The organism is Xanthobacter sp., assembly GCF_041911315.1.
Lineage (GTDB): Bacteria > Pseudomonadota > Alphaproteobacteria > Rhizobiales > Xanthobacteraceae > Xanthobacter > Xanthobacter aminoxidans.
In genome coordinates, this window is record NZ_JAYRPE010000010.1 from 65,395 (window position 1) to 87,642 (window position 22,248).

Genomic DNA, 22,248 nt, shown 5'->3' on the forward strand with positions numbered 1-22,248 from the left:
TCGGCAGAGGAGAACAACGATGACCCTTTCCATCCGGCTGGCCAAGGCAGTGTTATCGACCACCCTGGTCGCCGCGACGCTGCCCGCCGCTCCGACCATGGCGCAACAGCCCCCGTCCATCACCGTCGCCTGGTTCGGGGGCAATTGGGGGGATGCCTTCCGCGCCTGCATCGCGGACCCCTTCACCAAGGCGACCGGCGTCGCCGTCAAGGCGGAGATCGGCACCTCTACCGTCACCCTGTCGAAGTTGCAGCAGCAGAAGGGGGCGCCCACCATCGACGTGGCGTGGATGGATGGGGGCATCAGCGAACTCGCACTCGCCGCGGATGTGGTCGAAACGCTCGATCCGGCGGCGATCCCGAACCTTGCCAACGCCGTGCCGGAGGCAGTCTACCGCAGCGGCGCCACGACCTATGCGGTCGGCACCGGCTATTACTCGCTCGGGCTCGCCTACAACACGCAGAAGATCAAGACCGCCCCGACGTCCTGGAACGACCTCTGGAACCCCGCATTCGCCGATGCCGTGACCATTCCCTCGCCCGCCAACGCGTCCGGTGTGCCCTTCATCATCTTCCTGTCGAAGATTGGGGGCGTCCCCACCAGCGATCTCGCGCCGACCTTCAAGAAGATCAAGGAACTCAAGGCCGCCCTGTTCTTCGATTCCTCGGGCGCTGCAACCAACGCCTTCCAGAGCGGAGAGGCGATCATCGGCGCGCATTTCAACGTGGGCGCCTGGGATCTGGCGGACAAAGGCCTGCCCATCGGCTTCGTCGTACCGAAGGAAGGGGCCTGGGCGGGGGATACCCGGCTGCACCTCGTGAAGGGGAGCGCGAAGAAGGAAGCCGCCGAAAAGTTCATCAACCAGGCGTTGACGCCCGAGGCGTCGGGATGCCTCGCGGAGAAGCTCTACCTCGGACCTTCGGTGAAGAACGTCTCGGTCAAGCCGGAAACCGCCCGCAAGCTCCCCTGGGGAGAGACGGGATCGGTCAAAAGCCTGATGCTCTTCAACTGGGCGGACATCAACGCGCTGCGCGCGGGCGTCGTCGATACGTGGAACCGCGAAATCGCCCGCAAGTAAGCTGGCCGACACCAGCAGCGCGAGCCCCAGATCCGGAGCCGTCGGATGAGCACCTCCATCCTCACCCTCAGTGGGCTATCCAAGTCGTTCTGCGGACAGCCGGCGCTGACGGACATCGAGCTGGACGTCGAGCAGGGCGAGTTCATCGCCCTGCTCGGTCCTTCGGGCTGCGGCAAGACCACCCTGCTGCGCTGCATCGCCGGCTTCCTCACGCCCGACGCCGGCACCATCCACCTGGCAGGCAAGGATGTGACGCGGCTGCCGCCCTATCGGCGCCCGCTGAACACCGTTTTCCAAAACTACGCGCTGTTCCCGCACCTCACTGTCGTGGAAAACGTCGCCTACGGTCCGCGCCGGCAGGGGGCCGGCAAGGCGGAGGCCGCGCGACGCGCCACCGAGGCGCTGGACCTTGTGGGCCTGACCGGTTTCGACGATCGCCTGCCCGCACAGCTATCCGGCGGGCAGCAGCAGCGCGTCGCCCTGGCACGCGCCATCGTCAACCGTCCGCAATTGCTCCTGCTCGACGAGCCCCTGAGCGCGCTTGATCTGAAGCTCCGCAAGAAGGTCCAGACCGAACTCAAGCGGATCCAGCACCGGCTGGGCATCGCCTTCCTGTTCGTGACCCACGACCAGGAGGAGGCGATGGTGCTGGCCGACCGGATCGTGCTGATGAGGGGCGGACGCATCGAGCAGATCGGCCGCGGCCAGGACATCTATGCCCGCCCGGCGACCCGTTTCGCCGCCGATTTCATCGGCGATGCCAATCTGATCCCGGTCGAGAGGCACGGCGACGGCAGTCTGTCGCTGCTCGGCGGCTCGATCACCCTGCCGGCTTCGCCGGAATATCCGCAGGCCGCGCTCACGGCCGTGCTGCGGCCCGAGGATGTTGTCGTCATGACGGAGCCGGCTCCGGGGCGTCTCGCTCTGCCGGTCGTCGTGTCCGACATCGCCCATGTCGGCAGCCATGCCATGGCCTCCCTCGCCCTGGGCGGCTCCACACTGACCGCCCGGCTCGCCCCGTCGGCCCTGGCCGGGCTAACCACCGGCCAACTCGTCTTCGCGAACATCCGCGTCGCCGATCTGCGCCTCGTGACGGGGGATGCGTGATGCGCGGCACGCTGCGCCCTGTCCTCCTGCTCTGCATCCTGCCGGCGGGCTTTTTCGTCGCCTTCTTCCTGGCGCCGATGGCGGTGGTCCTGATCGCGAGTCTGACGACCCCGAAAGGGCTGCCGACACTCTCGCACTACGTCCGCATCCTCGCCGACGCCTATCACTGGAACGTGCTGTGGGTGACATTCCGGATCAGCATCCTGACCACGCTCGCCTGCGTTCTGATCGGCTACCCGCTCGCCTGGTATCTCGTCCGCGTCATCCGGTGGCGGCCCTGGCGGCGCGCCTGCCTGATCTTGCTGGTCGTGCCGATGTTCACCAGCAACATCGTGCGCTCCTTCGGCTGGATGGTGCTGCTCGGCCGCAACGGCCTCGTCAATGACGGGCTGATCGCACTCGGCCTGATCGAGCGGCCCATGCGCTTCCTCGGCACCGAGCTCGGCATCCTGATCGGCCTCGTCTACATCCTCCTGCCGTTCATCGTCCTGACGGTCGGCAACGCCCTCGCGAAGGTGGGCGAGGCGGTGGAGCTGGCCTCGGCCGATCTCGGCGCGACGCCGGCGGATACGTTCTGGCGGATCATCTTCCCGCTCAGCCTGCCCGGCCTCATGTCCGGAGCGGTCATGGTCTTCATGCTGGCGGCGAGCGCCTATGTCACGCCCGCTCTGCTCAGCGGGGGCCAGATCACGGTCTTCTCCATGCTGATCTTCCAGCAATACAGCTCGGTCTTCGACTTCAACTACGGCGGTGCCCTGAGCATGACGATGCTGGTGATGACGCTGGCGCTCGTCACCATTGCCGGCCGGCTCAGCGAGCCAAGGAGGACATGAGATGGTCTCGGCTCTCGTCCGCATTGTCTCGTTCGCCGCGCTCGCCTATCTCGCGCTGCCCCTTGTCGTCCTGGTCGGGGCATCACTGACCACGACCAGCTTTCTCGCCTTTCCGCCGCGGGGGCTGACCCTGTCCTGGTACGGCAAGATGCTGGGCGATCCGTCCTATGTCTCGGCCTTCCTGGTCAGCACGCAGCTGGCGGTGGCCGCGACCATCCTGGCGGTGTTTCTGGCCGTGCCTGCGGCCATCGCCATCGCGCGTTATCGGTTCATCGGACGCGGCCTGTTCACGGCAACGCTGATGTCTCCGCTCATCCTGCCGCATGTCGTGCTCGGCGCCGCGCTGTTGCAGTACGGCGGCGCCATCGGACTGGTGCGCAGCTTCCCGGCGCTGCTGGTCGGGCATGTGGTGATCATCATGCCCTTCGCGCTGCGGGCTGTGCTGCCGCAGCTCAGCGACGACCAGCTCGTCCTGGAGCAAGCCTCCGCCGATCTCGGAGCCCCCCCGCTGACGACCTTCTTCCTCGTGACCCTGCCGCAGATCCGCAGCGGGGTCGCCAGCGGCGCGACCTTCGCCTTCATCGCGTCGTGGATCAATGTCGAGCTCAGCATCTTCAACACCACCGCCGAGCTGACCACGATCCCGGTCCAGTTATTCAACTACGTCCAGTACTCGATCGATCCGACGATTGCCGCCGTCTCCGGCCTGACGATCATCGTCGCCGCGGTCGTCATCGTGCTGCTCGACCTGACCATCGGCCTCGACCTGCTCTCGGAGCGGAGCCGCTAACTCATCCCGCCAATTGTTGTCCCGAGGAGTCCACAATGCGCCTGCAGAATGTCTTCGACGTCATCTATACGCACACCGAGGGCGAGCCCCTCTGCATCATCCACAGCGGCATCCCCTATCCCGCCGGATCGAGCATCCTGGAGAAGCGCCGTTACCTTCAGGAAAACTATGACTGGGTGCGCTGCGCGCTGATGCGCGAGCCCCGCGGGCACAAGGACATGTTCGGCGTCTTCCTCACGCCGCCGTCCAGCCCCGAGTACGATGCCGGCCTGATCTATATCGACGGCACGCAATATTCCCACATGTGCGGCCACGGGACCATCGCCATCGGCATGGCCATGGTCGCGCTCGGCCTCGCCCGGCGCGGCGAGAACGGCCGCACCACCATCCGCTTCGAAACCACCGCCGGACTGGTGACGGCCGAGGTCGCCAACGACGGCCCGCAGGTGCTGTGGACGCGCTTCGAGAATGTCCCGGCCTACGTCGCGGCCCAGGACGTGCCGTTCGATTTGCCCGGCATCGGCGCGCTCAAGGCCGATATCGTCTGGGGCGGCAATTACTTCGGCATCATCGATTTGCGCGGCACCTCGCTCAGGATTTCGCCGGAAAACGGGTCCCAGTTGTCGCAGCTCGGCGTGATCGCGCGAGAGCAGTTGCGTCAGAAGGTGGGGATTCGGCACCCCGCTTCGAGCCACATCGACAATTTCAACTTCGTCACCTTCTGGCACGAGCCAACGATCGAGGGCGCCTTCTACAAGAACGTCCACGTCTTTTCCGCGGGACAGCTGGATCGCTCCCCCGGCGGCACCGGCACCAGCGCGATGATGGCGATGTTCGAGGCGCGCGGCGAGCTGAAGCTGCACCAGCCGATCCGCTCCGAGGGACTGATCGGGTCCGGGACCTTCGAGGGCTGCCTCATCGGCGAGGCCAATCTGAATGGCACCCGGGCGGTACGCCCGACCGTGAAAGGCACCGCGGGCCTGCTGGGCACGGCGCGTTGGACGATCAACCGCGAGGATCCTGTGGATGCCGGCTTCCTCGTCGCATGAGACGGCCCACGTCGGCCGCAACGCCCCGTGCGGCCCGCGGCGATGCGATGACATCCGACCGTGCCCTGCCGGAGGGCGGTGTCGTCGCCCGCCTTGCCTGACGTGGACCGCCCTGCGTTCCGGCGGAAGAGCCGAAATCGGAGGTTGAACATGAAGGTATTCATCACCGGGATCACCGGCTATCTCGGCGGTTCGGTGGCCTCGCGCCTGAAGGCTGAGGGCGCGACTGTCACCGGTCTCGTCCGCCGCGCAGATCAGGCGGAGCTGATGGAAGCTGCCGGGTTCCGGAGCGTGATCGGGAGCCTCGATGACGGCCGGCTCCTGGCGTCCTCGGCTGCCCTCGCCGATGTGGTCGTCAATGCTGCCAGTTCGGATCATGCCATGGCTGTCGATGCCCTGATCGAGGGCCTCGCCGGCACCGGAAAGACCCTGGTTCATTCGAGCGGATCCAGCCTGATCGCGGATGATGCGCACGGTGAGTATGGCGACAGGATCCACGATGAGAGCACGCCGCTCATGCCGGTTCCGCAGAAAGCCCACCGGCTCGCCATCGACACGGCCGTGCGGCGCAGCGCCTTGCGGGGTCTTCGGCCGATGGTTCTTTGCAACAGCCTCATCTATGGCGAGGGGCTCGGCGCCAAGAAGGACAGCATCCAGATTCCATTTCTGGCCGCTCAGGCCAGCCGGTCCGGCGCCCGCTACATCGGGCCCGGACGGAACATCACCTCGTCCGTCCATATTGACGACGTCGTACGGGCCTATCATCTGGCCATCGAGCGCGGCCGGTCGGGCGCGTTCTACTTCGTGGAGAGCGGGGAGGTCTCGTTCGGCGACTTGGTCCGTCAGCTCAACCGCCTGCACGGGCATCCGGCTGATGGCAGCTGGACCATCGACGAAGCGTCGGCGGTTCTGGGCAATGAGAAGGCCCGCTTCACTTTTGGATCGAACACCCGGATGAGAGGGATCGCGACACGGCACGATCTCGATTGGACGCCGAAGGGGCCGACCGCCCTCGCGTTCCTGTCCGACCGGTATGCGAAGTAGAGCTGGCCCCTGCTGGTCCCGGCCGCAAAGCCCGTCCGCTGCCTGATCAAGGCGCAGCGAGATGCGTGCCGGGGCGGCACGTTCGACATCGGCGGGCAGACGAACCTCGTGAAGCACTATCGGCCCTTTGCAATGCGGGCCATCCTTACGGGCGTCACCGTCGGACCGGAAAATCTGAACGGCCCAGCAAAGCACAAGATCCCGGATGCGCGGCAAGCATCCACATTTCGATGATCCCCTCTTCGCTGAGTGTGCTTGATGTCGAACACGATGACTTTCATGACCGACGGGGAAGCTCTCGCACCGTTCGCACGCTTCGCCCCTCCCGTCCGACCGCAGGGCGACCTGCGTCGCGCCATTTCTGCGGCCTGCCGCCGTCCGGAAACGGAGTGCGTGCCGCCTCTTCTGGCGGCAGCCACCTTTCCGCAGGAGACAAAGGACGCGATCGCCCGGACCACGCGACATCTCATCAACGCCGTGCGGGCCAAGCGCAGAGGAGGCGGCGTCGAGGGGCTGGTGCAGGAGTATTCGCTTTCCAGCCAGGAGGGCGTGGCCCTGATGTGCCTCGCGGAAGCGCTATTGAGAATTCCCGACAGCGCCACGCGGGATGCGCTCATCCGCGACAAGCTTTCCTCGGGCGACTGGAAGTCCCACCTCGGAAGCGACCGTCCGCTGTTCGTCAACGCCGCCACATGGGGGCTGCTGGTCACTGGAAAGCTGACATCCACGGTCAACGACCGTGGCCTCTCCGCGGCGCTGGGCCGGGTGATCGCAAGATGCGGCGAGCCGGTCATCCGCCATGGCGTGGACATGGCCATGCGCATGATGGGCGAGCAGTTCGTCACCGGCGAAACCATCGACGAAGCGCTCAAGCGGGCCCGTCCGTTAGAGGCGCGTGGCTTCCGCTATTCCTATGACATGCTCGGCGAGGCCGCCATCACGGCGGACGACGCCCAGCGCTACCTTGCGGATTACGTGAACGCCATTCACGCCATCGGAACGGCGGCGGACGGGCGGGGCATCTACGACGGCCCGGGAATTTCCATCAAGCTCTCCGCGCTGCACCCCCGCTACAGCCGCGCGCAGGCGGAGCGCGTCATGGCCGAGCTGCTGCCACGGGTGCGCGACCTCGCTGTCCTGGCGCGTCGCTACGACATCGGTCTCAACATTGATGCGGAGGAAGCGGACCGCCTGGAGCTCTCCCTCGACATCCTCGAGGAACTCAGCCTCGACGAGAGCCTCAAGGGGTGGGACGGTCTGGGCTTCGTGGTCCAGGCCTATGGAAAGCGCTGCCCTTTCGTGCTCGATCACATCATCGATCTGGCGCGGCGCTCCGGACGCCGCATCATGGTGCGGCTGGTCAAGGGCGCCTATTGGGATGCCGAGATCAAGCGGGCGCAGGTTGATGGGCTGAAGGACTTCCCGGTTTACACGCGCAAGGTCCACACCGACGTCGCCTATATCGCCTGCGCGCGGAAGCTGCTGGACGCGCGCGACGCGGTATTTCCGCAGTTCGCCACCCACAATGCCCAGACGCTGGCGACGATCTATCATCTGGCCGGGCCGGATTTCCGCGTCGGCCAGTATGAGTTCCAGTGCCTCCACGGCATGGGTGAGCCGCTCTATGACGAGGTGGTCGGCGCGCAGAATCTCGATCGGCCATGCCGGATCTACGCGCCCGTCGGCACCCATGAGACGCTGTTGGCCTATCTCGTGCGGCGGCTTCTGGAAAACGGCGCGAACTCCTCGTTCGTCCACCGGATCTCGGACCCGAACGTCTCGGTCGACGACCTGGTGGTTGATCCCGCCGACCTTGTCCGGGGGATGCCCGTCATCGGGGCGCCGCACGATCAGATATCGCTTCCCCGCGCGCTCTTCGGGCACGAGCGGTTGAATTCCGAAGGCATCGATCTGTCCGACGAGCCGTCGCTTGCGCGGCTCTCCCGCGCGCTCGGTGCGGGCGCCCGCCTGGGACTGCATGCGGTTCCGCTGCTTTCGGACGGCTCGGATGCGGGCGATGCGCGCGCGATCCTGAACCCGGCCGATCACACGGATACCGTGGGCATGGTCACGGAGTTGCCCCTTGAGGCCGCCACACACGTGGCGCGCCTTGCCGCCAATGGCGCACCGGGCTGGGCGGCCGTGCCGCCCGATGCGCGCGCCGCGTGCCTGGAACGCGCCGCCGACATCATGCAGTCGCGCATGGACGCCCTCATGGGGATCCTCATGCGCGAGGCGGGCAAATCGGCGGCGAATGCCGTTGGGGAAGTGCGCGAGGCCATCGATTTCCTGCGCTACTACGCCGACCAGGCCCGCCGGACTCTGGGGCCGTCGCACGTGCCGCTCGGTCCGGTCGTCTGCGTCAGTCCGTGGAACTTCCCGCTGGCGATCTTCACCGGCCAGGTCGCGGCGGCGCTCGTCGCCGGCAATCCGGTCATGGCGAAGCCGGCCGGCGCCACCCCGCTGATCGCGTTCGAGAGCATCCGGATTCTCCATGAAGCCGGCGTGCCGCGCGGCGCCCTCCAGTTCGTGCCCGGCAGCGGGCGTTTCGCGTCCGCGCTCATCGCGGCGCCGGAAACGGCGGGCGTGATGTTCACGGGCTCGACCGAGGTGGCGCGCCTCATTCAGGCGCAGCTTGCCGAGCGCCTGTCCTCCACCGGCAAGCCGATCCCGCTGATCGCCGAGACCGGCGGGCAGAACGGCATGATCGTGGACTCCTCGGCGCTCGCCGAGCAGGTGGTCCCTGACGTCATCGCCTCGGCGTTTGACAGCGCCGGGCAGCGCTGCTCCGCGCTTCGCGTCCTCTGCCTGCAGGAGGAGGTGGCCGACAGGACGCTGCGCCTGCTCAAAGGCGCGCTGAGGGAGCTTGCGATCGGCCGCACCGACCGGCTGAGCGTGGACATCGGCCCCGTCATCTCGCAAGGCGCCAGAGACGAGATCACCGCGCACATCGAACGCATGCGCGGGCTTGGATGCGGGGTGGAGCAGCTCGACCTGCCCGCCACCGCCGCGCGCGGCACCTTCGTTCCCCCGACGATCATTGAGCTGCGAAGCCTCTCGGACCTCACGCGGGAGGTGTTCGGGCCGGTGCTGCATGTCATCCGCTATCGCCGGGACGAGCTGGACCGGCTGATCGACGACATCAACGCTTCGGGCTACGGACTGACCTTCGGCCTCCATACGCGCCTCGACGAGACGATCGAGCACGTGACGAGCCGCATCAAGGCTGGAAATCTCTACATCAATCGCAACATCATCGGTGCCGTGGTCGGCGTCCAGCCTTTCGGCGGCCGGGGCCTGTCGGGAACCGGCCCGAAGGCCGGCGGCCCGCTTTATGTCGGACGCCTCGTTCGGAAAGCGCCGGTGCCGCTGCTGCAGGGCACGGTGCACACCGACCCGGCGGTGCTCGATTTCGCGAGCTGGCTCAGCCGCAAGGGACTGCGCTCGGAGGCCAACGCGGCGCGGGAGTTCGCGGTGCGCTCCGCGCTCGGGGTGGAGAAGGAACTCGCCGGCCCGGAAGGCGAGCGCAACCTCTACGCGCTCCACCCGCGCGGCCTCATCCTCCTCGTGCCACAGACGGAGCGGGGCCTCTACCGCCAGATCGCCGCGGCTCTCGCGACCGGGAATCTCGTCGCCATCGATGCTGCGCCCGGACTGCACGGTGCGCTTTCCGATCTCCCGGCCGCCGTCGCCGCCCGCATAAAGCTGAGTTCGGATTGGCAGGCCGACGGCCCGTTCTCAGGTGCCCTCATCGAGGGCGAGGCTGAGCGCGTCCGTGCGGTGAACATCAAGATCGCGACGCTCGACGGCCCCTTGGTGCTGGCCCAATCCGCGTCGACACCGGACCTGCTCACCGATCCTGATGCCTATTGCCTCAACTGGCTGATGGAGGAGGTCTCGACATCCATCAATACCGCCGCCGCGGGAGGAAACGCCAGCCTGATGAGTATCGGATTGTCATAAGGTCCGCTTCGGGCGCGGTTGTTGTATTTATAAAGATGCATATCAGGCCGGCTCTACGATCAGACCTTGGTCATCGTCACCACTGGCTTGCAGGACGGCGTCGCGCTCAGCGTTCCCGGTGAAGTTCGCTTTGCCCATCGGGGCCTCCATACCTCGAAATTCAGGGAAGGAGGCGTGCAGGAAACCGGTGGCTGCTCGTCCCGGGGCGGGTCACAGCTTTACGAAAACGACGCCATGTGCCTTAGAAGCGCACCCTGGCGGCTGTGGCGTCTTGGCTCCCGGGGTATTAGGAAGGCGTTCCACATGCTTTCCGACGGCTACCCTTCGACGCCTGACGATACTGCGAGATAGGCGGACCCAGCCGTGCCCTTCCTGACGACAAATCCGGCGCTCGCCCGCTCCCTGGCGGAAAAAGATTACGACAATCCGACGCCGGTGCAGCTCGCCGTGCTGGCGCCCGAGGCGTCAGGTCGCGATCTTCTCGTCTCGGCCCAGACGGGTTCCGGCAAGACGGTCGCCTATGGCCTCGCCATGGCGGAGACGCTGCTGGGCACCGCGGAGCGTTTCGACTTCGCGAGCGTGCCGCAGGCGCTGGTGGTGGCGCCCACACGGGAACTGGCGTTGCAGGTCCAGCGTGAGTTCGCTTGGCTTTACGCAGCGACCGGAGCCCGCATCGTCTCCTGCGTCGGCGGCATGGACCCGCGCCAGGAGCAGCGCCTGCTGGCGCGGGGCGCCCACATCGTCGTCGGCACGCCCGGCCGCCTGCGCGATCATCTGGAACGCGGCCGCCTCGACCTCTCTGCGCTGCGCGTGGCCGTGCTCGACGAGGCCGACGAGATGCTCGATCTCGGCTTCCGCGAGGATCTCGAATTCATTCTCGACGCCACCCCGCCGGAGCGGCGCAGCCTGCTGTTTTCTGCAACCATGCCGCGCGGGATCATCGCGCTCGCCAAGCGCTACCAGCGCGATGCCTTGCGCATCGAGGTGGCGGGGGCCGAAGGCGGGCACGCCGACATCGAATACCGCACCATGCGCGTTGCGCCGACCGAGGTCGAGCATGCGATCGTCAACGTTCTGCGTTATTATGATACCCCTAGCGCCATCGTGTTCTGCAACACGCGGGAGGCCGTGCGGCGTCTGCACGCCATGCTTCAGGAGCGCCAGTTCTCGGCCGTCGCGCTGTCCGGAGAACTGAGCCAGAACGAGCGCAACCACGCCTTGCAGGCGCTGCGGGACGGGCGCGCGCGGGTGTGTGTCGCCACCGACGTCGCCGCGCGGGGGATCGACCTGCCGAACCTCGGCCTCGTCATCCACGCCGACCTGCCCAACGATGCCGAAAGCTTGCAGCACCGGAGCGGCCGCACCGGCCGGGCGGGGCGCAAGGGCGTGAGCGTGCTGCTGGTGCCGCCGTTTCGCCGGCGCCGGGCCGAGGATCTCATGCGGGCGATCGGCATCCGGCCCTCATGGTCCGGCCCGCCCACCTCCGAGGACATCCGCAAGCTCGACCACGAACGGATGCTGAGCGATGCGGTCATCACCGATGAGCCGAATGAAGAGGATGCCAGCGCCGGCCTCGCGCTGCTCGCCGCGCATTCGCCCGAGCATCTGGCCGCTGCGCTGGTGCGCCTCTACAGGGCCGGCCTGCCGGCCCCGGAGGAGGTCGCCGATCCGGGTGAGCCCCGTGCCGCGCGCGACCGGGCGGCCGGCCGGGATTTCGACGGCGGCTCGGGCGCCGGCAGTGTCTGGTTCCGCCTGAATGTCGGGCGCCGCAACAATGCCGATCCCAAATGGCTGCTGCCCCTGATCTGCCGGCGCGGGAACGTGACGCGCAAGGATATCGGCGTCATCCGCATATCCGATGAGGAGACGGCTTTCGAGGTCAGCCTCGCTGCCGCCGACCGCTTCGGCAAGGCGGCCCGCAGGGCGGATGGCGACGATGTCGTCATCGAACTGTTGCCCGGCCAGCCTGCTGAGCCTTCGAAGCGGCCCGCCCGCGGGAAGCCGGCGCGCGGCTTTCCACCATCCGGGGAGCCCCCCCGCGGCAAGACGTTTCGCAACAGGCCCGCGCAGGGGAAATCTGCCGATGGCAGGGCGGAGCACGGCAAGGCCGGGTTCGAGAAGCCACGCGAGGCCAAGCCGTCTGGTCAAGGCAAAGGCGAGAACCAGCGTAGAAGCGGGCGTCCGAACGCATTCGAGGGAAAGCCAAAAGGAAAGCCGACACGACGCTCCTGATGGTGTCTCCGGCGCTATTCTCCGGCGTTGACGGTCAATGCGCGGGGAGGGGGCGCTGAAAGGATGGTGCTCGATCAGGACGCCGGGACGGGCCGTGTCCGGAGAAAGGCTTCGTGCCCAGACTGCCGATATGTGGAGAGGCGTCGAGGGCGCGACGCGGTGATGCGAGGTCCGCGGCGAAGAGACGGCTGCGGCTCGCGACACCGTCGAGGCTGTCAGCGGCCGTGCTCAGGGCAATGGCGCGGCCGGTGAACTTCCGGCCGCCGCTGGTCGCTTGGGGGGCGCGAGCAACTGCGGTTGCGCCCGCGGCCTTGATCTTCGTCGCCGCCTTCGGCACGCTCGCCGTGTCCTGCTGTCCCGACACGACCCTCCATGCCGTCGCGATCCAACAGGCGGCCGCCTCGGCAAGCGCTCCCCGCTTTGCTCTTCCGGGGCGCCGGTGTGGTCGTCCCGCCTTGACCTCTCGCCTGCAGCCAATCGTCCGCCCCATCTTTCGCAGCCAGACGCCGGCCGAGGGCGGCTATTCCTAGAGCTCCCGGAGAAGACCCATGCCCACCTTGTTCGATCCCATCCAGATGGGTGCCATCGCGGCGCCGAACCGCATGTTCATGGCGCCCCTGACCCGTGGCCGCGGCACGCGCGAGCATGTGCCCACCGCGCTCATGGCGGAATATTATGCCCAGCGCGCCAGCGCCGGCCTCATCATTTCCGAAGCCACCGGCATCAGCCGACAGGGCCTCGGCTGGCCCTTCGCGCCAGGTATCTGGAGCGACGAGCAGGTCGCCGCCTGGCGGCCGGTGACGGACGCGGTGAAGAGCGCCGGCGGGCGCATGGTGTGCCAGCTCTGGCACATGGGGCGGATCGTGCATCCGAGCTTCCTTGACGGCGCCAAGGCCGTTTCCGCATCGGCGACGACCGCGCCGGCCTACGCCCATACCTATGACGGCAAGCAACCCCATGCCGAGGCCCGTGCCCTCGATGCCGCCGAGATCCCCGGCCTGCTCAACGACTATCGCCGGGCGGCCCGCAACGCCCTCCTCGCCGGCTTCGACGGCGTGGAGATCCACGCCGCGAACGGCTATCTGATCGACCAGTTCCTGCGCGCCTCGGCCAATCACCGCACCGATGCCTACGGCGGCTCCATCGAGAACCGCGCCCGTCTGCTGCGCGAGGTGACGGAGGCCGTGGCCGGAGAGATCGGCGCCGACCGCACGGGCGTGCGCCTGTCGCCCAACGGGGAGAGCCAGGGCGTCAACGATCCCGATCCGGTGCCCCTGTTCCGCCACGCCGCGCAGATCCTGTCGGACATCGGCATCGCCTTCCTCGAACTGCGCGAGCCGCCACCGGAGGGCACCCGCGGCACGCCGGACCATCCGCCGGTCCATCCGGAGATCCGGGCCGTGTTCGACGGGCCGCTAGTGCTGAATTCCGATTTCGACGGCGCCCGTGCCATGGCCGCCCTTGAGAAGGGCGAGGCGGACGCCATCGCCTTCGGCCGCGGCTTCCTTGCCAATCCCGATCTGCCCTCCCGCATCCGGCACGCGATTCCGCTCGCGCCGGACCACATGGAGACCTGGTACACGCAGGGGCCGGAGGGCTACACCGATTATCCCACCGCCGACGCGGCGCTGCTCGACGAGGCGCTCGAGGAGACCTTCCCGGGTTCCGACCCCATTGCCACCGGCGATTTCCGCTAGTTGCGGCAAGCGAGGGCTCGGCGTTCTTCGCCGAGCCTTTCCTCCGAAGCAGGAGACGCCCGCCGCGGTGTCTGTTGCAGCGGGCATTCCGTTTCGCCGACCGTCGGGGTATGAGCCTCAGCAAGATCATTCCACGATGAAACGGTCATGCCCGAAACCTCCACCTTCCCAGATCCCAAGGTTGCTCTAGTCACGGGCGCGGCGCGCGGCATCGGACTTGCCGTGGCGCGCAAGTTCATTGCCGACGGCTGGCGGGTGGCGCTGCTCGATATCGAGCCCCTGCTGCTCCAGGAGGCCTTCGCCGCCCTGGCGGAGCCCGAGCGCACGCTCGCATTGGTCTGCGATGTGGCTGATCCGGCGGCGGTCGCTGCCGCGGTTCAGGCGATCGACGCCCGGTTCGGTCGGCTCGATGCGCTGGTCAACAATGCCGGTATCGCCGTGTTCAAGCCCATTCTCGAGACGACGGACGCGGAATGGAGCCGTGTGCTCGATGTCAACTTGTCCGGCCCGTTCAACTGCACCAAAGCCACCGTGCCGCTGATCGCGCGTCAGGGTGGTGGGGCTATCGTCAACATCACGTCCATCTCCGGGCTGCGGGCCTCGACCCTGCGGGCCGCCTACGGCACCAGCAAGGCTGCGCTCGCGCACCTCACCAAGCAGCTCGCGGTGGAACTCGCGGGCTTCGGCATCCGCGTCAACGCGGTGGCGCCGGGGCCGGTGGACACCGCCATGGCGAAAGAGGTGCATTCGCCCGCGATCCGCGCCGACTATCACGACGCCATCCCGCTCGCCCGCTATGGGCTGGAGGAGGAGCTCGCGGAGGCGGTCCTCTTCCTGTGCAGTGACAAGGCAAGCTACATCACCGGGCAGGAACTCGCCGTGGACGGCGGCTTCGACGCTGCGGGCATCGGACTGCCGACCCTGCGCGGTGCCGTCCGCCGCGGCTAACCTCTTGCTCTGGGCCGCGGACTCCTGACACGTCGATCCCGTGCGCACTTGAAAGCGGCAAGGGGACGAAGCCGCTACGGGGCCGTGCCGGACGCGCGGCCCCGTTGTCGCTCAGTTCGCCTTCTTCTCGCCGCGCGCGGCGATGATGGCCGGGCAGGCGCTTTCGGAGAGCGGGCGGAAGGCCTCGTCGCCGGGCAGCGTGGCGACCAGCTTGTAGAGGTCCCACTCGCCCTTGGAGGCGTCCGGCGCCTTCACCTCGAACACGTAGAAATCGTGCACCATGCGGCCGTCCGCCCGAAGCTTGGCGTTGCGCACGACGTCGTCCTTGATGGGCAGCTCGCCCATCTTCTTCACCACGGTCTCGGCATCATCGCTCTTCGTGGCCGCCACCGACTTCAGATAGTGCAGGACGGAGGAATAGACGCCGGCGTGGATGGCGGACGGGATCTTGCCATTCTGCGCCTTGAAGCGCTCCGAGAAGGCGCGGGTGCCGTCGTCGAGGTCCCAGTAGAAGCCTTCGGAGAGCAGCGTTCCCTGCGCCACCGGCAGGCCCACGCTCTTCACGTCCAGCGCGGTGAGGAAGAAGGCGACGAGCTTCTGCTTCGAGGTGGTGATGCCGAATTCGCGGGCGGTCTTGATGCCCGTCACCGTGTCGTTGCCGGCGTTGGCGAGGGCGATGATGTCGGCGCCCGAACCCTGGGCGGTCAGCAGGGGCGAGGAGAGGTCCACCGCCGGGAAGGGGTGGCGCACGGAGCCGAGCACCTTGCCGCCCTTCTTGCCCACCACCGTCTTGGCGTCCGCCTCCAGTTGCTGGCCGAGGGCATAGTCCGCCGTCACCAGATACCAGGAGGTGCCGGGCTGGGTGAGGCGGTTGGCGATGCCGGCCACCTGCACATAGGTGTCCCACATCCACTGCACCACATGGCCGGGCTGGCAGGCATCGCCGGTGAGGCGCGCGGTGCCGCCGGGGAAGAGCGCGACGCGGTTCTTCTCCTTCATCAGCGGCGCGATGGCGAGCTGGATGGAGGCGTTGGACATGTCGGCGAGGACGTCCACGCCGTCCTGATCGATCCACTTGCGTGCGGTGGCGGAGGCGATGTCCGCCTTGTTCTGGTGGTCGGCGGAGACCATCTCGATCTTCATGCCGGCGCATTCGGCCTTCAGGCAGTCGTCGATGGCCATCTGGGCGGCGATGAGTGAGCCCTTGCCGGTGATGTCGGAATAGACGCCGGACATGTCGGTGAGCACACCCACCTTCACCGTGCCGCCGGAGATTTCCGCCGCCGCCGGAGCCGCGGCAAGTCCCGCCGCCAGGGCCAAGGCGAGGGGGCCGAATTTCGCTGTCATGGATGTCCTCCCGTTCGTGTTTTTTATTGGTCGGCCGTCACCAGTGGACCATGGGCAGGCCCGCCACCGGTGAGCGGAAGAAGGGAATGCGGGTGCCGCGCAGGCTGCCCACATAGACGGTCCTGAGGTCCGGCCCGCCGAAGGTCACGCTGGCGAACCACGGCGCGATGGTGCCGCCGCAGGCGAGCATCAGCTCCGGCGTCACGGCGTCTTTCTCCAGGGCGGCCATCAGCACCTTGCCGGCCGGGCTGCCGTGGTCGTCGTCGAGGATGATGCGCAGGTCGCCGTCCGGGGTGATGGCGAAGATGCGGTCCGTCATCACATGGGTGCCCCAGAGGTTGCCATGGGCGTCGAAGGCGATGCCGTCGATGAAGGCGCCATGGTCGGAGGGGCCGAAGGTCTCGCGGTCCACGAGATCGCCATTGGGCAGGGCCCTGAGGCGCGTCACCCGCTTGCCGCCCGTCTCCACCACATAGAGCCATTCCTCGTTGGCGTCGAAGCGGATCTCGTTGGTGAAGCAGAAGCCGTCCGCGACGATGCGCAGGTGTCCGTTCTCGTAGAGCGCCACATAGCCGTCCGAGACGTTCGGGCTCATGGCCTGCATCCAGTTCCTGATGCGGGTGGAGATGGTGAGCCAGATGCGGTCGCGGCTGTCGCGCAGCACGAAATTGACCTTGCCGATGGGCGCGCCGTCGATGGTGTCGGCGAGCACGCGGGATTGGCCGTCGCGGGTCATGATCTCCAGCCGGTCGGTGCCGAAATTGGAGATCAGGATGTCGCCGTTGCGGGCGAAGGCGAGGCCGTTGGGCAGCGTGCCGGAGACGAAGCGCGTCTCCTCGTCGGTGGCGGAGGCGAAATGCGTCGCCTCGCTCTGCGCGATCAGCTTCTGGGTGCCGTCTGGGCGGATGTGGACCACACCGCCGCGCGCATCCGCGCTCCACAGGGAGCCGTCACGCTCGGCAAGGATGCATTCGGGACGCTGCAGGCCCTCGCCCACATAGGCGATGGCGGCGGGGTCTACCGTAAAGCCGTCGATGGGGTTGGGCGTGGCCATGGCGTTCCTCAGGTTTTCAGAAGCTTACCTTGTCGGCACCCTTCAGGCCGAGGGTGGCGCGGGCCTCGTCCGGGGTGGCGATCTCGTGTCCGAGTTCTTCCAGGATGCGGCGGATCTTCGCCACCTGCTCGGCATTGCTGGATGCGAGCTTGCCGCGGCCGATGAACAGGCTGTCCTCCAGCCCCACCCGCACATTGCCGCCCATCATGGCCGCCTGCGTCGCGAACGGCATCTGGTGGCGGCCGGCGGCGAGCACCGACCAGTGATAGTCCTTGCCGAACAGCTTGTCGGCCGTGCGCTTCATGAACATCAGATTGTCCATGTCCGGCCCGATGCCACCGAGGATGCCGAAGATGAGCTGCAGGAACACCGGCGGGCGGAACCAGCCCTGATCGAGGCAATGGGCGAGATTGTAGAGGTGGCCCACGTCGTAGCATTCATGCTCGAACTTGGTGCCGTGCTCCTCGCCCAGCATCTTGTAGATGCGTTCGATGTCGCCGAACGTGTTGCGGAAGATGAAGTCCTTGGTGCCAGTGAGGTAGGGCTCCTCCCAGTCGTGCTTCCAGTTGGAATAGCGCTTCGCCAGCGGGTGCAGGGCGAAGTTCATGGAGCCCATGTTCAGCGAGCACATCTCCGGCGCGGCCTTCAGCGGCGCGGCGAGGCGGTCCTCCACCGTCATGTTCAGGCCGCCGCCGGTGGTGATGTTGATCACGGCGTCGGTCGCCTGCTTGATGCGCGGCAGGAATTCCATGAACACGGCGGGATCGGGCGTGGGCCGCCCGTCCTTGGGATCGCGGGCGTGGAGGTGCAGGATGGCGGCGCCGGCCTCGGCGGCCGCGATGGCCTGCTCGGCAATCTCGTTGGGCGTGATGGGCAGCGCGTCGGACATGGTGGGCGTGTGGATGCCGCCCGTCACCGCGCAGGTGATGATGACCTTGCTCAAGACATGTCTCCGCCAAGGAAGCGTTTTGGGAAGCGTTTTGGAAAGTGTTCAATCGGGAAGGATGGCGACGGCCCGCGTCCAGCCGGCGGAGGCGGCGCGCACCTTCACCGGGAAGCAGCTGATGGTGAAGCCGGTGGCAGGCAGCGCCTCGAGATTGTGGAGCTTCTCGATCTGGCAGTAGCCCTTCTCGCGCCCGGCCTTGTGGCCTTCCCATATGAGGGAGGCATCGCCCGTCTCGGCGAAGCGGCGCGAGGTGAAGGAGAAGGGCGCATCCCAGCTCCAGCCGTCTGTGCCCACCACGCGCACGCCCTGGTTCACGAGGTGGAGCGTGGCATCGCGGCCGAAGCCGCAGCCTTTGTCGATATAGTCGGGCTGGCCGTAGGCTGCGCCGGCCGAGGTGTTCGCCACCACGATGTCGAGCGGGTTCAGGGTATGGCCGATGCGGGCGAGCTCCGCGTCGATCTCGGCGGGCGTCACCACATGTCCGTCCGGCAGATGGCGGAAGTCCAGCTTCACGCCGGGGCGGAAGCACCAGTCGAGCGGGATCTCGTCGATGGTGATGGCGCGGGCACCGCCGTCCATGGTGGGGTGATAGTGCCAGGGCGCGTCCACATGGGTGCCGTTGTGGGTGGAGATGTGGGCCGTCTCCACCGCCCAGCCCATGCCCTCGGGCAGTTGCTCGGGCTTCAATCCGGGGAAGGCGGCGCACAGGGTGGCGGCGGTTTCCGTGTGGACGGAATAGTCGATGCGGACCCGCTGGAAGGGCGGGTCGGCGGGTACGTCGTTTTCCAGCGGAATGGAGATATCGACGAATCTTGGCACGGCGTCTCGTCCTCCCGGCCCATCGCGCAGGCTTCGTTTTGTACAGTCGTATATGTTATTGTACAATTGTACAAGTCGGCGTGACGCCATGGCTGGTGCGGATGCACCGGTAACGCTAGAAAAGGTCCATGGAGACGACAAAGAAGCCATCTTCCGCCAGGCGCTCCGCCTCGCCGTCCGGACGGGGAAAGGGCGCGCGCCGCTCGGCAATCGCGCCCGGCGATCCGCAGCGGCCGGATCGCCGGCAGGACATTCTCGCCAGCGCGGAATTTCTCTTTGCCGAGCGAGGCTATGCCGCGGTCTCAGTGCGCGACATCGCCGCTCGCGCCGGCGTGCCGGTGGCCCTGGTGGGTTATTATTTCGGCCGCAAGCCGGAATTGCTCGCCACCGTCTTCGCCCACCGACAGGCCAATCTCGACGAGCGCATCTCCCGCATCCGCGAGATCGGGGCGCGTGGCCCCGGGGAAGGGCGGGTGGCGGAGATCGTCACCGCGTGGGCGGAGCCGGTGGTGCGGCTGCACGATTCGGCGAGCGGCGACAGCTTCTCCCTGCTGGTCGCCCGCACCGCCTGGGACCCCGGCCCGGAAGCCACCGAGACCATCGAGCGCTTCTATGATCCGCTGGTCCGCGCCTTCCTGGAGGCCATGGCCATCGCGCTTCCCGGTTGCCCGGACGACCGGCTGCTCTGGGCCTATGAATATGCCGTCGGCGCCCTGCTGATGTATGTGGCCGACAAGCGCATCGAACGCCTGTCCGGGGGCCGGGCGACGGCGGGCGATCCGGCGCTGTTCGAGGATTTTGTGCGGTTCGTCACCGCCGGCCTCAATGCCATGTGCGGCTCTGCGCCGCCGCGATAGAGGGGCCGCCGGGTGACGGGAGCGGCAGCAAGAGGCTTGTCCCTTCGCGGTTCGCCGAACGCTTCAACGTTACCGCGCCTGCATCCTCAGGCCGGCGTCCAGCCGGAGGACGGAGCCGTTGATCATGGGGTTGGCGACGATGCTGAGGACCATGCGGGCGAATTCGTCCGGCCGGCCGGGACGCTTGGGGAACGGGATGACCTCGAAGACGCGGTCCTGCACCTCCTGCGTCATCGCCTCCACCATGGGCGTGCCGAACAGTCCGGGCGCGATGGCGGCGACGCGAATGCCGTGGCGCGCCAGTTCGCGGGCGGCCGGCAGGGTCAGGGACGCAACGCCGCCCTTCGCCGCCGCATAGGCCGTCTGGCCGATCTGGCCTTCATAGGCCGCGACCGACGCGGTGTTGATGATGACGCCGCGCTGGCCTTCGTCATCCGGCGCATTCTCCACCATGGCAGCGGCGGCGAGGCGGAGCCAGTTGTAGGTGCCCGTGAGATTGACGCGGACGATGCGCTCGAATTCACTGAGGGAGCCCGGCCCCTCCTTCTCCACGATCCGGGCCCCTGGCGCGATACCGGCGCAATTCACCAGCAGGTGAGGACGGCCGCGTTCCGACAGGATCCGCGCGAAGGCGGCTTCGGACGCTGCTCCATCGGCCACGTCGCAGGCGAGGGCCAGCGCCCCGGTCTCTTGCGCGAGGGCCGACATGCCCGCCTCCTTCAGGTCCACCAAGGCAAGGCGGGCGCCGAGGCCGGCGAGGCGGCGGGCGGTGGCGTTGCCGAGGCCGGAGGCGGCGCCGGTGACGATGGCAACCTTGTCCTTCAAATCCATGATGACCCCATTCATGTGACAGGCGCAGATGACATGCGCAGGCGATCGCCCCGCGGCAGCGGGACGGACGAAACGATCGGGGATGAAATTTCGCGTGCGGCTCAGGCGATCTGGTCGACGAAACGCACGAAGTTCTCCAGAGGCTCTCGCACCGTGGTGAAGGTGTTCTCCGGAGCCTCGGGATCGGCGAAACCGAGCGCCATGCTGCAGACGATCATCTGCGTGTCGGGAATGGCGAGGCGACGCGCGATGACCGCGCCATAGGCGTTGAAGGCCGCCTGCGGGCAGGTGTGAAAGCCGAACGCCCGCGCGGCGATCATGATGTTCTGAAGGAACATGCCGTAGTCGAGCCAGGAGCCCCGCTCCAGGTCGCGGTCGATGGTGAAGATGAGGCCCACGGGCGCGTCGAAGAACAGGAAGTTGCGGGCGAGCTGCTGGCGCATCCGCTCGGTGTCGCCCTTGGCGATGCCAAGCGTGCCATAGAGATCCCACCCCACCTTGCGGCGACGGGAGAGATAGGGCTCGCGCCATTGCCGCGGGTAATAGGCAAATTCCTCCGTGCCGGGATCGCCGGCGAGGGAGAGGGCGTGGAGTTCGCGCGTCAGCGCCGCGAGCGGTTCGCCCCGCAGCACCAGCACCTGCCATGGCTGGATGTTGGTGCCGGAGGGCGCGCGGGCCGCAAGCTCCAGTATGGCCGCGACGGTCTCGTCGCCGACCGGTGTCGGCAGGAAGGCGCGGATGGAGCGGCGCGAGCGGATGGCGTCCTCGGCCGAGATGGCGCCGCAGGTGACAGCGGCGGGGGAGGGGGCGGGCGCACTCATTTTTCGGGCATATCCACTGGAGTGGCCATGTCGAGATTGGCGAGCTCGTAGCCGCGCTTGAAGTCCAGGATGTGCTTCTCCATCCAGTCCCGCGCGCGCTTCTCGTCATGATCGCGCACCGCCGCGAAGATCGCCTCATGGGCCACCAGCAGGCGCTCGCCGGCATTGAGGCGCGACATCACCTTCAGGAAGGGCGGATAGAACAGCTCGGAGATGGGCAGGCGTGCCATCTGGATGGCCCGGTTGCGGGTGGCGCGGGCGACCAGATCGTGGAACTCTATGTCGAGGGCTGTGAGGCTGGTGGAATCCTTCAGCGCCTTGCGCGTCTCCTCGAGATTGCGCTCCAGATCCTCGAGGTCGGCCGCATCGCTGCGCTGGGCGGCGGAGGCTGCGGCGGCGGGTTCTAGCGCGTACATGGCCTCCCACAATTCCTCGAACGTCACCTGATGCAGGACCATCGCCGCCGTGAGCCGGCGGGAAATGTCGCCGGACTGGGGGATGGAGGCATAGAGCTTCTTCCGCCCTGCCTCGCGCCTGACGAAGCCGTTCTGCTCCAGCACGCGGATGGCTTCGCGGATGGTGGAGCGGTTCACGCCCAGCTTCTCGGCGAGCCCGGCCTCGGAGGGCAGCAGATCCCCCGGCGCGATTTCGCCGGCCAGGATCTTGTCCTCGATGGTGCGGGCGACGAGACGGAAGGCAGGCTCCACCTGCACCGGATCAAGCGCGAGCGACATCGGGGACCATCCTCTCGGCGGCGCGGGCCTTCTCCAGGTCGCGCAGCACCTTGCGTTGCACCTTCCCGGTCATGGTCTTCGGCAGCTCGCCGAGAAAC

General features: G+C 67.3%; 18 protein-coding genes. 11 read left to right on the forward strand and 7 right to left on the reverse strand.

The window, feature by feature from the left end:
* The first annotated feature begins 19 nt into the window (after window positions 1–19).
* From ACE3QW_RS04090 to ACE3QW_RS04135, 10 genes are all read left to right on the forward strand, one after another.
* Window positions 20–1,078 carry an ABC transporter substrate-binding protein gene (locus tag ACE3QW_RS04090; protein WP_374250547.1) on the forward strand — a complete coding sequence of 353 codons (1,059 nt, stop codon included), beginning with the start codon at window positions 20–22 and terminating at the stop codon, window positions 1,076–1,078.
* Window positions 1,079–1,123: 45 nt separating this feature from the next.
* Window positions 1,124–2,185 (forward strand): ABC transporter ATP-binding protein, encoded by a 1,062-nt coding sequence (locus tag ACE3QW_RS04095; RefSeq protein WP_374250548.1) that lies wholly within the window; start codon window positions 1,124–1,126, stop codon window positions 2,183–2,185.
* Window positions 2,185–3,018, forward strand: a complete 834-nt coding sequence (locus ACE3QW_RS04100) for an ABC transporter permease (RefSeq protein WP_374250550.1) — start codon at window positions 2,185–2,187, stop codon at window positions 3,016–3,018. The genes ACE3QW_RS04095 and ACE3QW_RS04100 overlap by 1 nt, the downstream gene beginning before the upstream one ends.
* 1 nt (window position 3,019) lies before the next feature.
* Complete coding sequence (locus ACE3QW_RS04105; protein ID WP_029557516.1) at window positions 3,020–3,808, forward strand: ABC transporter permease; 789 nt, start codon at window positions 3,020–3,022, stop codon at window positions 3,806–3,808.
* A 35-nt stretch (window positions 3,809–3,843) separates the two neighbouring features.
* Window positions 3,844–4,857 carry a proline racemase family protein gene (locus ACE3QW_RS04110; protein ID WP_029557517.1) on the forward strand — a complete coding sequence of 338 codons (1,014 nt, stop codon included), beginning with the start codon at window positions 3,844–3,846 and terminating at the stop codon, window positions 4,855–4,857.
* A 150-nt stretch (window positions 4,858–5,007) separates the two neighbouring features.
* Complete coding sequence (locus ACE3QW_RS04115) at window positions 5,008–5,901, forward strand: NAD-dependent epimerase/dehydratase family protein (protein WP_374250552.1); 894 nt, start codon at window positions 5,008–5,010, stop codon at window positions 5,899–5,901.
* Window positions 5,902–6,159: 258 nt separating this feature from the next.
* A complete protein-coding gene (putA, locus tag ACE3QW_RS04120; protein WP_374250553.1) occupies window positions 6,160–9,864 on the forward strand; it encodes a trifunctional transcriptional regulator/proline dehydrogenase/L-glutamate gamma-semialdehyde dehydrogenase in 3,705 nt (1,234 codons plus the stop codon).
* 363 nt (window positions 9,865–10,227) lie between these two features.
* Window positions 10,228–12,096, forward strand: a complete 1,869-nt coding sequence (locus tag ACE3QW_RS04125; RefSeq protein WP_374250554.1) for a DEAD/DEAH box helicase — start codon at window positions 10,228–10,230, stop codon at window positions 12,094–12,096.
* A gap of 548 nt (window positions 12,097–12,644) precedes the next feature.
* Window positions 12,645–13,793 (forward strand): alkene reductase, encoded by a 1,149-nt coding sequence (locus ACE3QW_RS04130; RefSeq protein WP_374250555.1) that lies wholly within the window; start codon window positions 12,645–12,647, stop codon window positions 13,791–13,793.
* Window positions 13,794–13,940: 147 nt separating this feature from the next.
* Window positions 13,941–14,741 carry an SDR family NAD(P)-dependent oxidoreductase gene (locus ACE3QW_RS04135; RefSeq protein ID WP_374250556.1) on the forward strand — a complete coding sequence of 267 codons (801 nt, stop codon included), beginning with the start codon at window positions 13,941–13,943 and terminating at the stop codon, window positions 14,739–14,741.
* A gap of 111 nt (window positions 14,742–14,852) precedes the next feature.
* On the opposite strand, the gene ACE3QW_RS04140 is transcribed toward ACE3QW_RS04135, so the two are convergent.
* From ACE3QW_RS04140 to ACE3QW_RS04155, 4 genes are read right to left on the reverse strand one after another with little or no spacing between them, the layout of a single operon-like run.
* Complete coding sequence (locus ACE3QW_RS04140) at window positions 14,853–16,088, reverse strand: ABC transporter substrate-binding protein (RefSeq protein ID WP_374250557.1); 1,236 nt, start codon at window positions 16,086–16,088, stop codon at window positions 14,853–14,855.
* A gap of 37 nt (window positions 16,089–16,125) precedes the next feature.
* Window positions 16,126–17,142, reverse strand: a complete 1,017-nt coding sequence (locus ACE3QW_RS04145; RefSeq protein ID WP_374250558.1) for an SMP-30/gluconolactonase/LRE family protein — start codon at window positions 17,140–17,142, stop codon at window positions 16,126–16,128.
* A 16-nt stretch (window positions 17,143–17,158) separates the two neighbouring features.
* Window positions 17,159–18,085 carry a 3-keto-5-aminohexanoate cleavage protein gene (locus ACE3QW_RS04150; protein ID WP_374250559.1) on the reverse strand — a complete coding sequence of 309 codons (927 nt, stop codon included), beginning with the start codon at window positions 18,083–18,085 and terminating at the stop codon, window positions 17,159–17,161.
* A 48-nt stretch (window positions 18,086–18,133) separates the two neighbouring features.
* Entirely contained in the window at window positions 18,134–18,907 is a 774-nt protein-coding gene (locus ACE3QW_RS04155; RefSeq protein ID WP_374250560.1) for a cyclase family protein, read from the reverse strand.
* 128 nt (window positions 18,908–19,035) lie between these two features.
* Here ACE3QW_RS04155 and ACE3QW_RS04160 point away from each other — a divergent pair, with 128 nt between their 5' ends.
* Entirely contained in the window at window positions 19,036–19,764 is a 729-nt protein-coding gene (locus ACE3QW_RS04160) for a TetR/AcrR family transcriptional regulator (RefSeq protein ID WP_374250561.1), read from the forward strand.
* A gap of 69 nt (window positions 19,765–19,833) precedes the next feature.
* Here the strand turns inward: ACE3QW_RS04160 and ACE3QW_RS04165 are convergent, their stop codons facing one another.
* The 3 genes from ACE3QW_RS04165 to ACE3QW_RS04175 all read right to left on the reverse strand — a co-directional run bounded on the left by ACE3QW_RS04165 (window position 19,834) and on the right by ACE3QW_RS04175 (window position 22,150).
* Complete coding sequence (locus ACE3QW_RS04165) at window positions 19,834–20,595, reverse strand: SDR family NAD(P)-dependent oxidoreductase (RefSeq protein WP_374250563.1); 762 nt, start codon at window positions 20,593–20,595, stop codon at window positions 19,834–19,836.
* 101 nt (window positions 20,596–20,696) lie between these two features.
* Window positions 20,697–21,416 (reverse strand): nitroreductase, encoded by a 720-nt coding sequence (locus ACE3QW_RS04170; RefSeq protein WP_374250564.1) that lies wholly within the window; start codon window positions 21,414–21,416, stop codon window positions 20,697–20,699.
* A complete protein-coding gene (locus ACE3QW_RS04175) occupies window positions 21,413–22,150 on the reverse strand; it encodes a FadR/GntR family transcriptional regulator (RefSeq protein WP_024280086.1) in 738 nt (245 codons plus the stop codon). Before ACE3QW_RS04175 ends, ACE3QW_RS04170 begins: the two co-directional genes overlap by 4 nt.
* Window positions 22,151–22,248 lie beyond the last annotated feature (98 nt).

Coding starts and splice junctions, on each gene's coding strand:
- ACE3QW_RS04140 (WP_374250557.1), bottom strand. CDS start 16,088: ATGACAGCGAAATTCGGCCCCCTCGCCTTGGCCCTGGCGGCGGGACTT.
- ACE3QW_RS04100 (WP_374250550.1), top strand. CDS start 2,185: ATGCGCGGCACGCTGCGCCCTGTCCTCCTGCTCTGCATCCTGCCGGCG.
- ACE3QW_RS04165 (WP_374250563.1), bottom strand. CDS start 20,595: ATGGATTTGAAGGACAAGGTTGCCATCGTCACCGGCGCCGCCTCCGGC.
- ACE3QW_RS04095 (WP_374250548.1), top strand. CDS start 1,124: ATGAGCACCTCCATCCTCACCCTCAGTGGGCTATCCAAGTCGTTCTGC.
- putA (WP_374250553.1), top strand. CDS start 6,160: ATGTCGAACACGATGACTTTCATGACCGACGGGGAAGCTCTCGCACCG.
- ACE3QW_RS04170 (WP_374250564.1), bottom strand. CDS start 21,416: ATGAGTGCGCCCGCCCCCTCCCCCGCCGCTGTCACCTGCGGCGCCATC.
- ACE3QW_RS04090 (WP_374250547.1), top strand. CDS start 20: ATGACCCTTTCCATCCGGCTGGCCAAGGCAGTGTTATCGACCACCCTG.
- ACE3QW_RS04105 (WP_029557516.1), top strand. CDS start 3,020: ATGGTCTCGGCTCTCGTCCGCATTGTCTCGTTCGCCGCGCTCGCCTAT.
- ACE3QW_RS04135 (WP_374250556.1), top strand. CDS start 13,941: ATGCCCGAAACCTCCACCTTCCCAGATCCCAAGGTTGCTCTAGTCACG.
- ACE3QW_RS04175 (WP_024280086.1), bottom strand. CDS start 22,150: ATGTCGCTCGCGCTTGATCCGGTGCAGGTGGAGCCTGCCTTCCGTCTC.
- ACE3QW_RS04130 (WP_374250555.1), top strand. CDS start 12,645: ATGCCCACCTTGTTCGATCCCATCCAGATGGGTGCCATCGCGGCGCCG.
- ACE3QW_RS04110 (WP_029557517.1), top strand. CDS start 3,844: ATGCGCCTGCAGAATGTCTTCGACGTCATCTATACGCACACCGAGGGC.
- ACE3QW_RS04160 (WP_374250561.1), top strand. CDS start 19,036: ATGGAGACGACAAAGAAGCCATCTTCCGCCAGGCGCTCCGCCTCGCCG.
- ACE3QW_RS04115 (WP_374250552.1), top strand. CDS start 5,008: ATGAAGGTATTCATCACCGGGATCACCGGCTATCTCGGCGGTTCGGTG.
- ACE3QW_RS04145 (WP_374250558.1), bottom strand. CDS start 17,142: ATGGCCACGCCCAACCCCATCGACGGCTTTACGGTAGACCCCGCCGCC.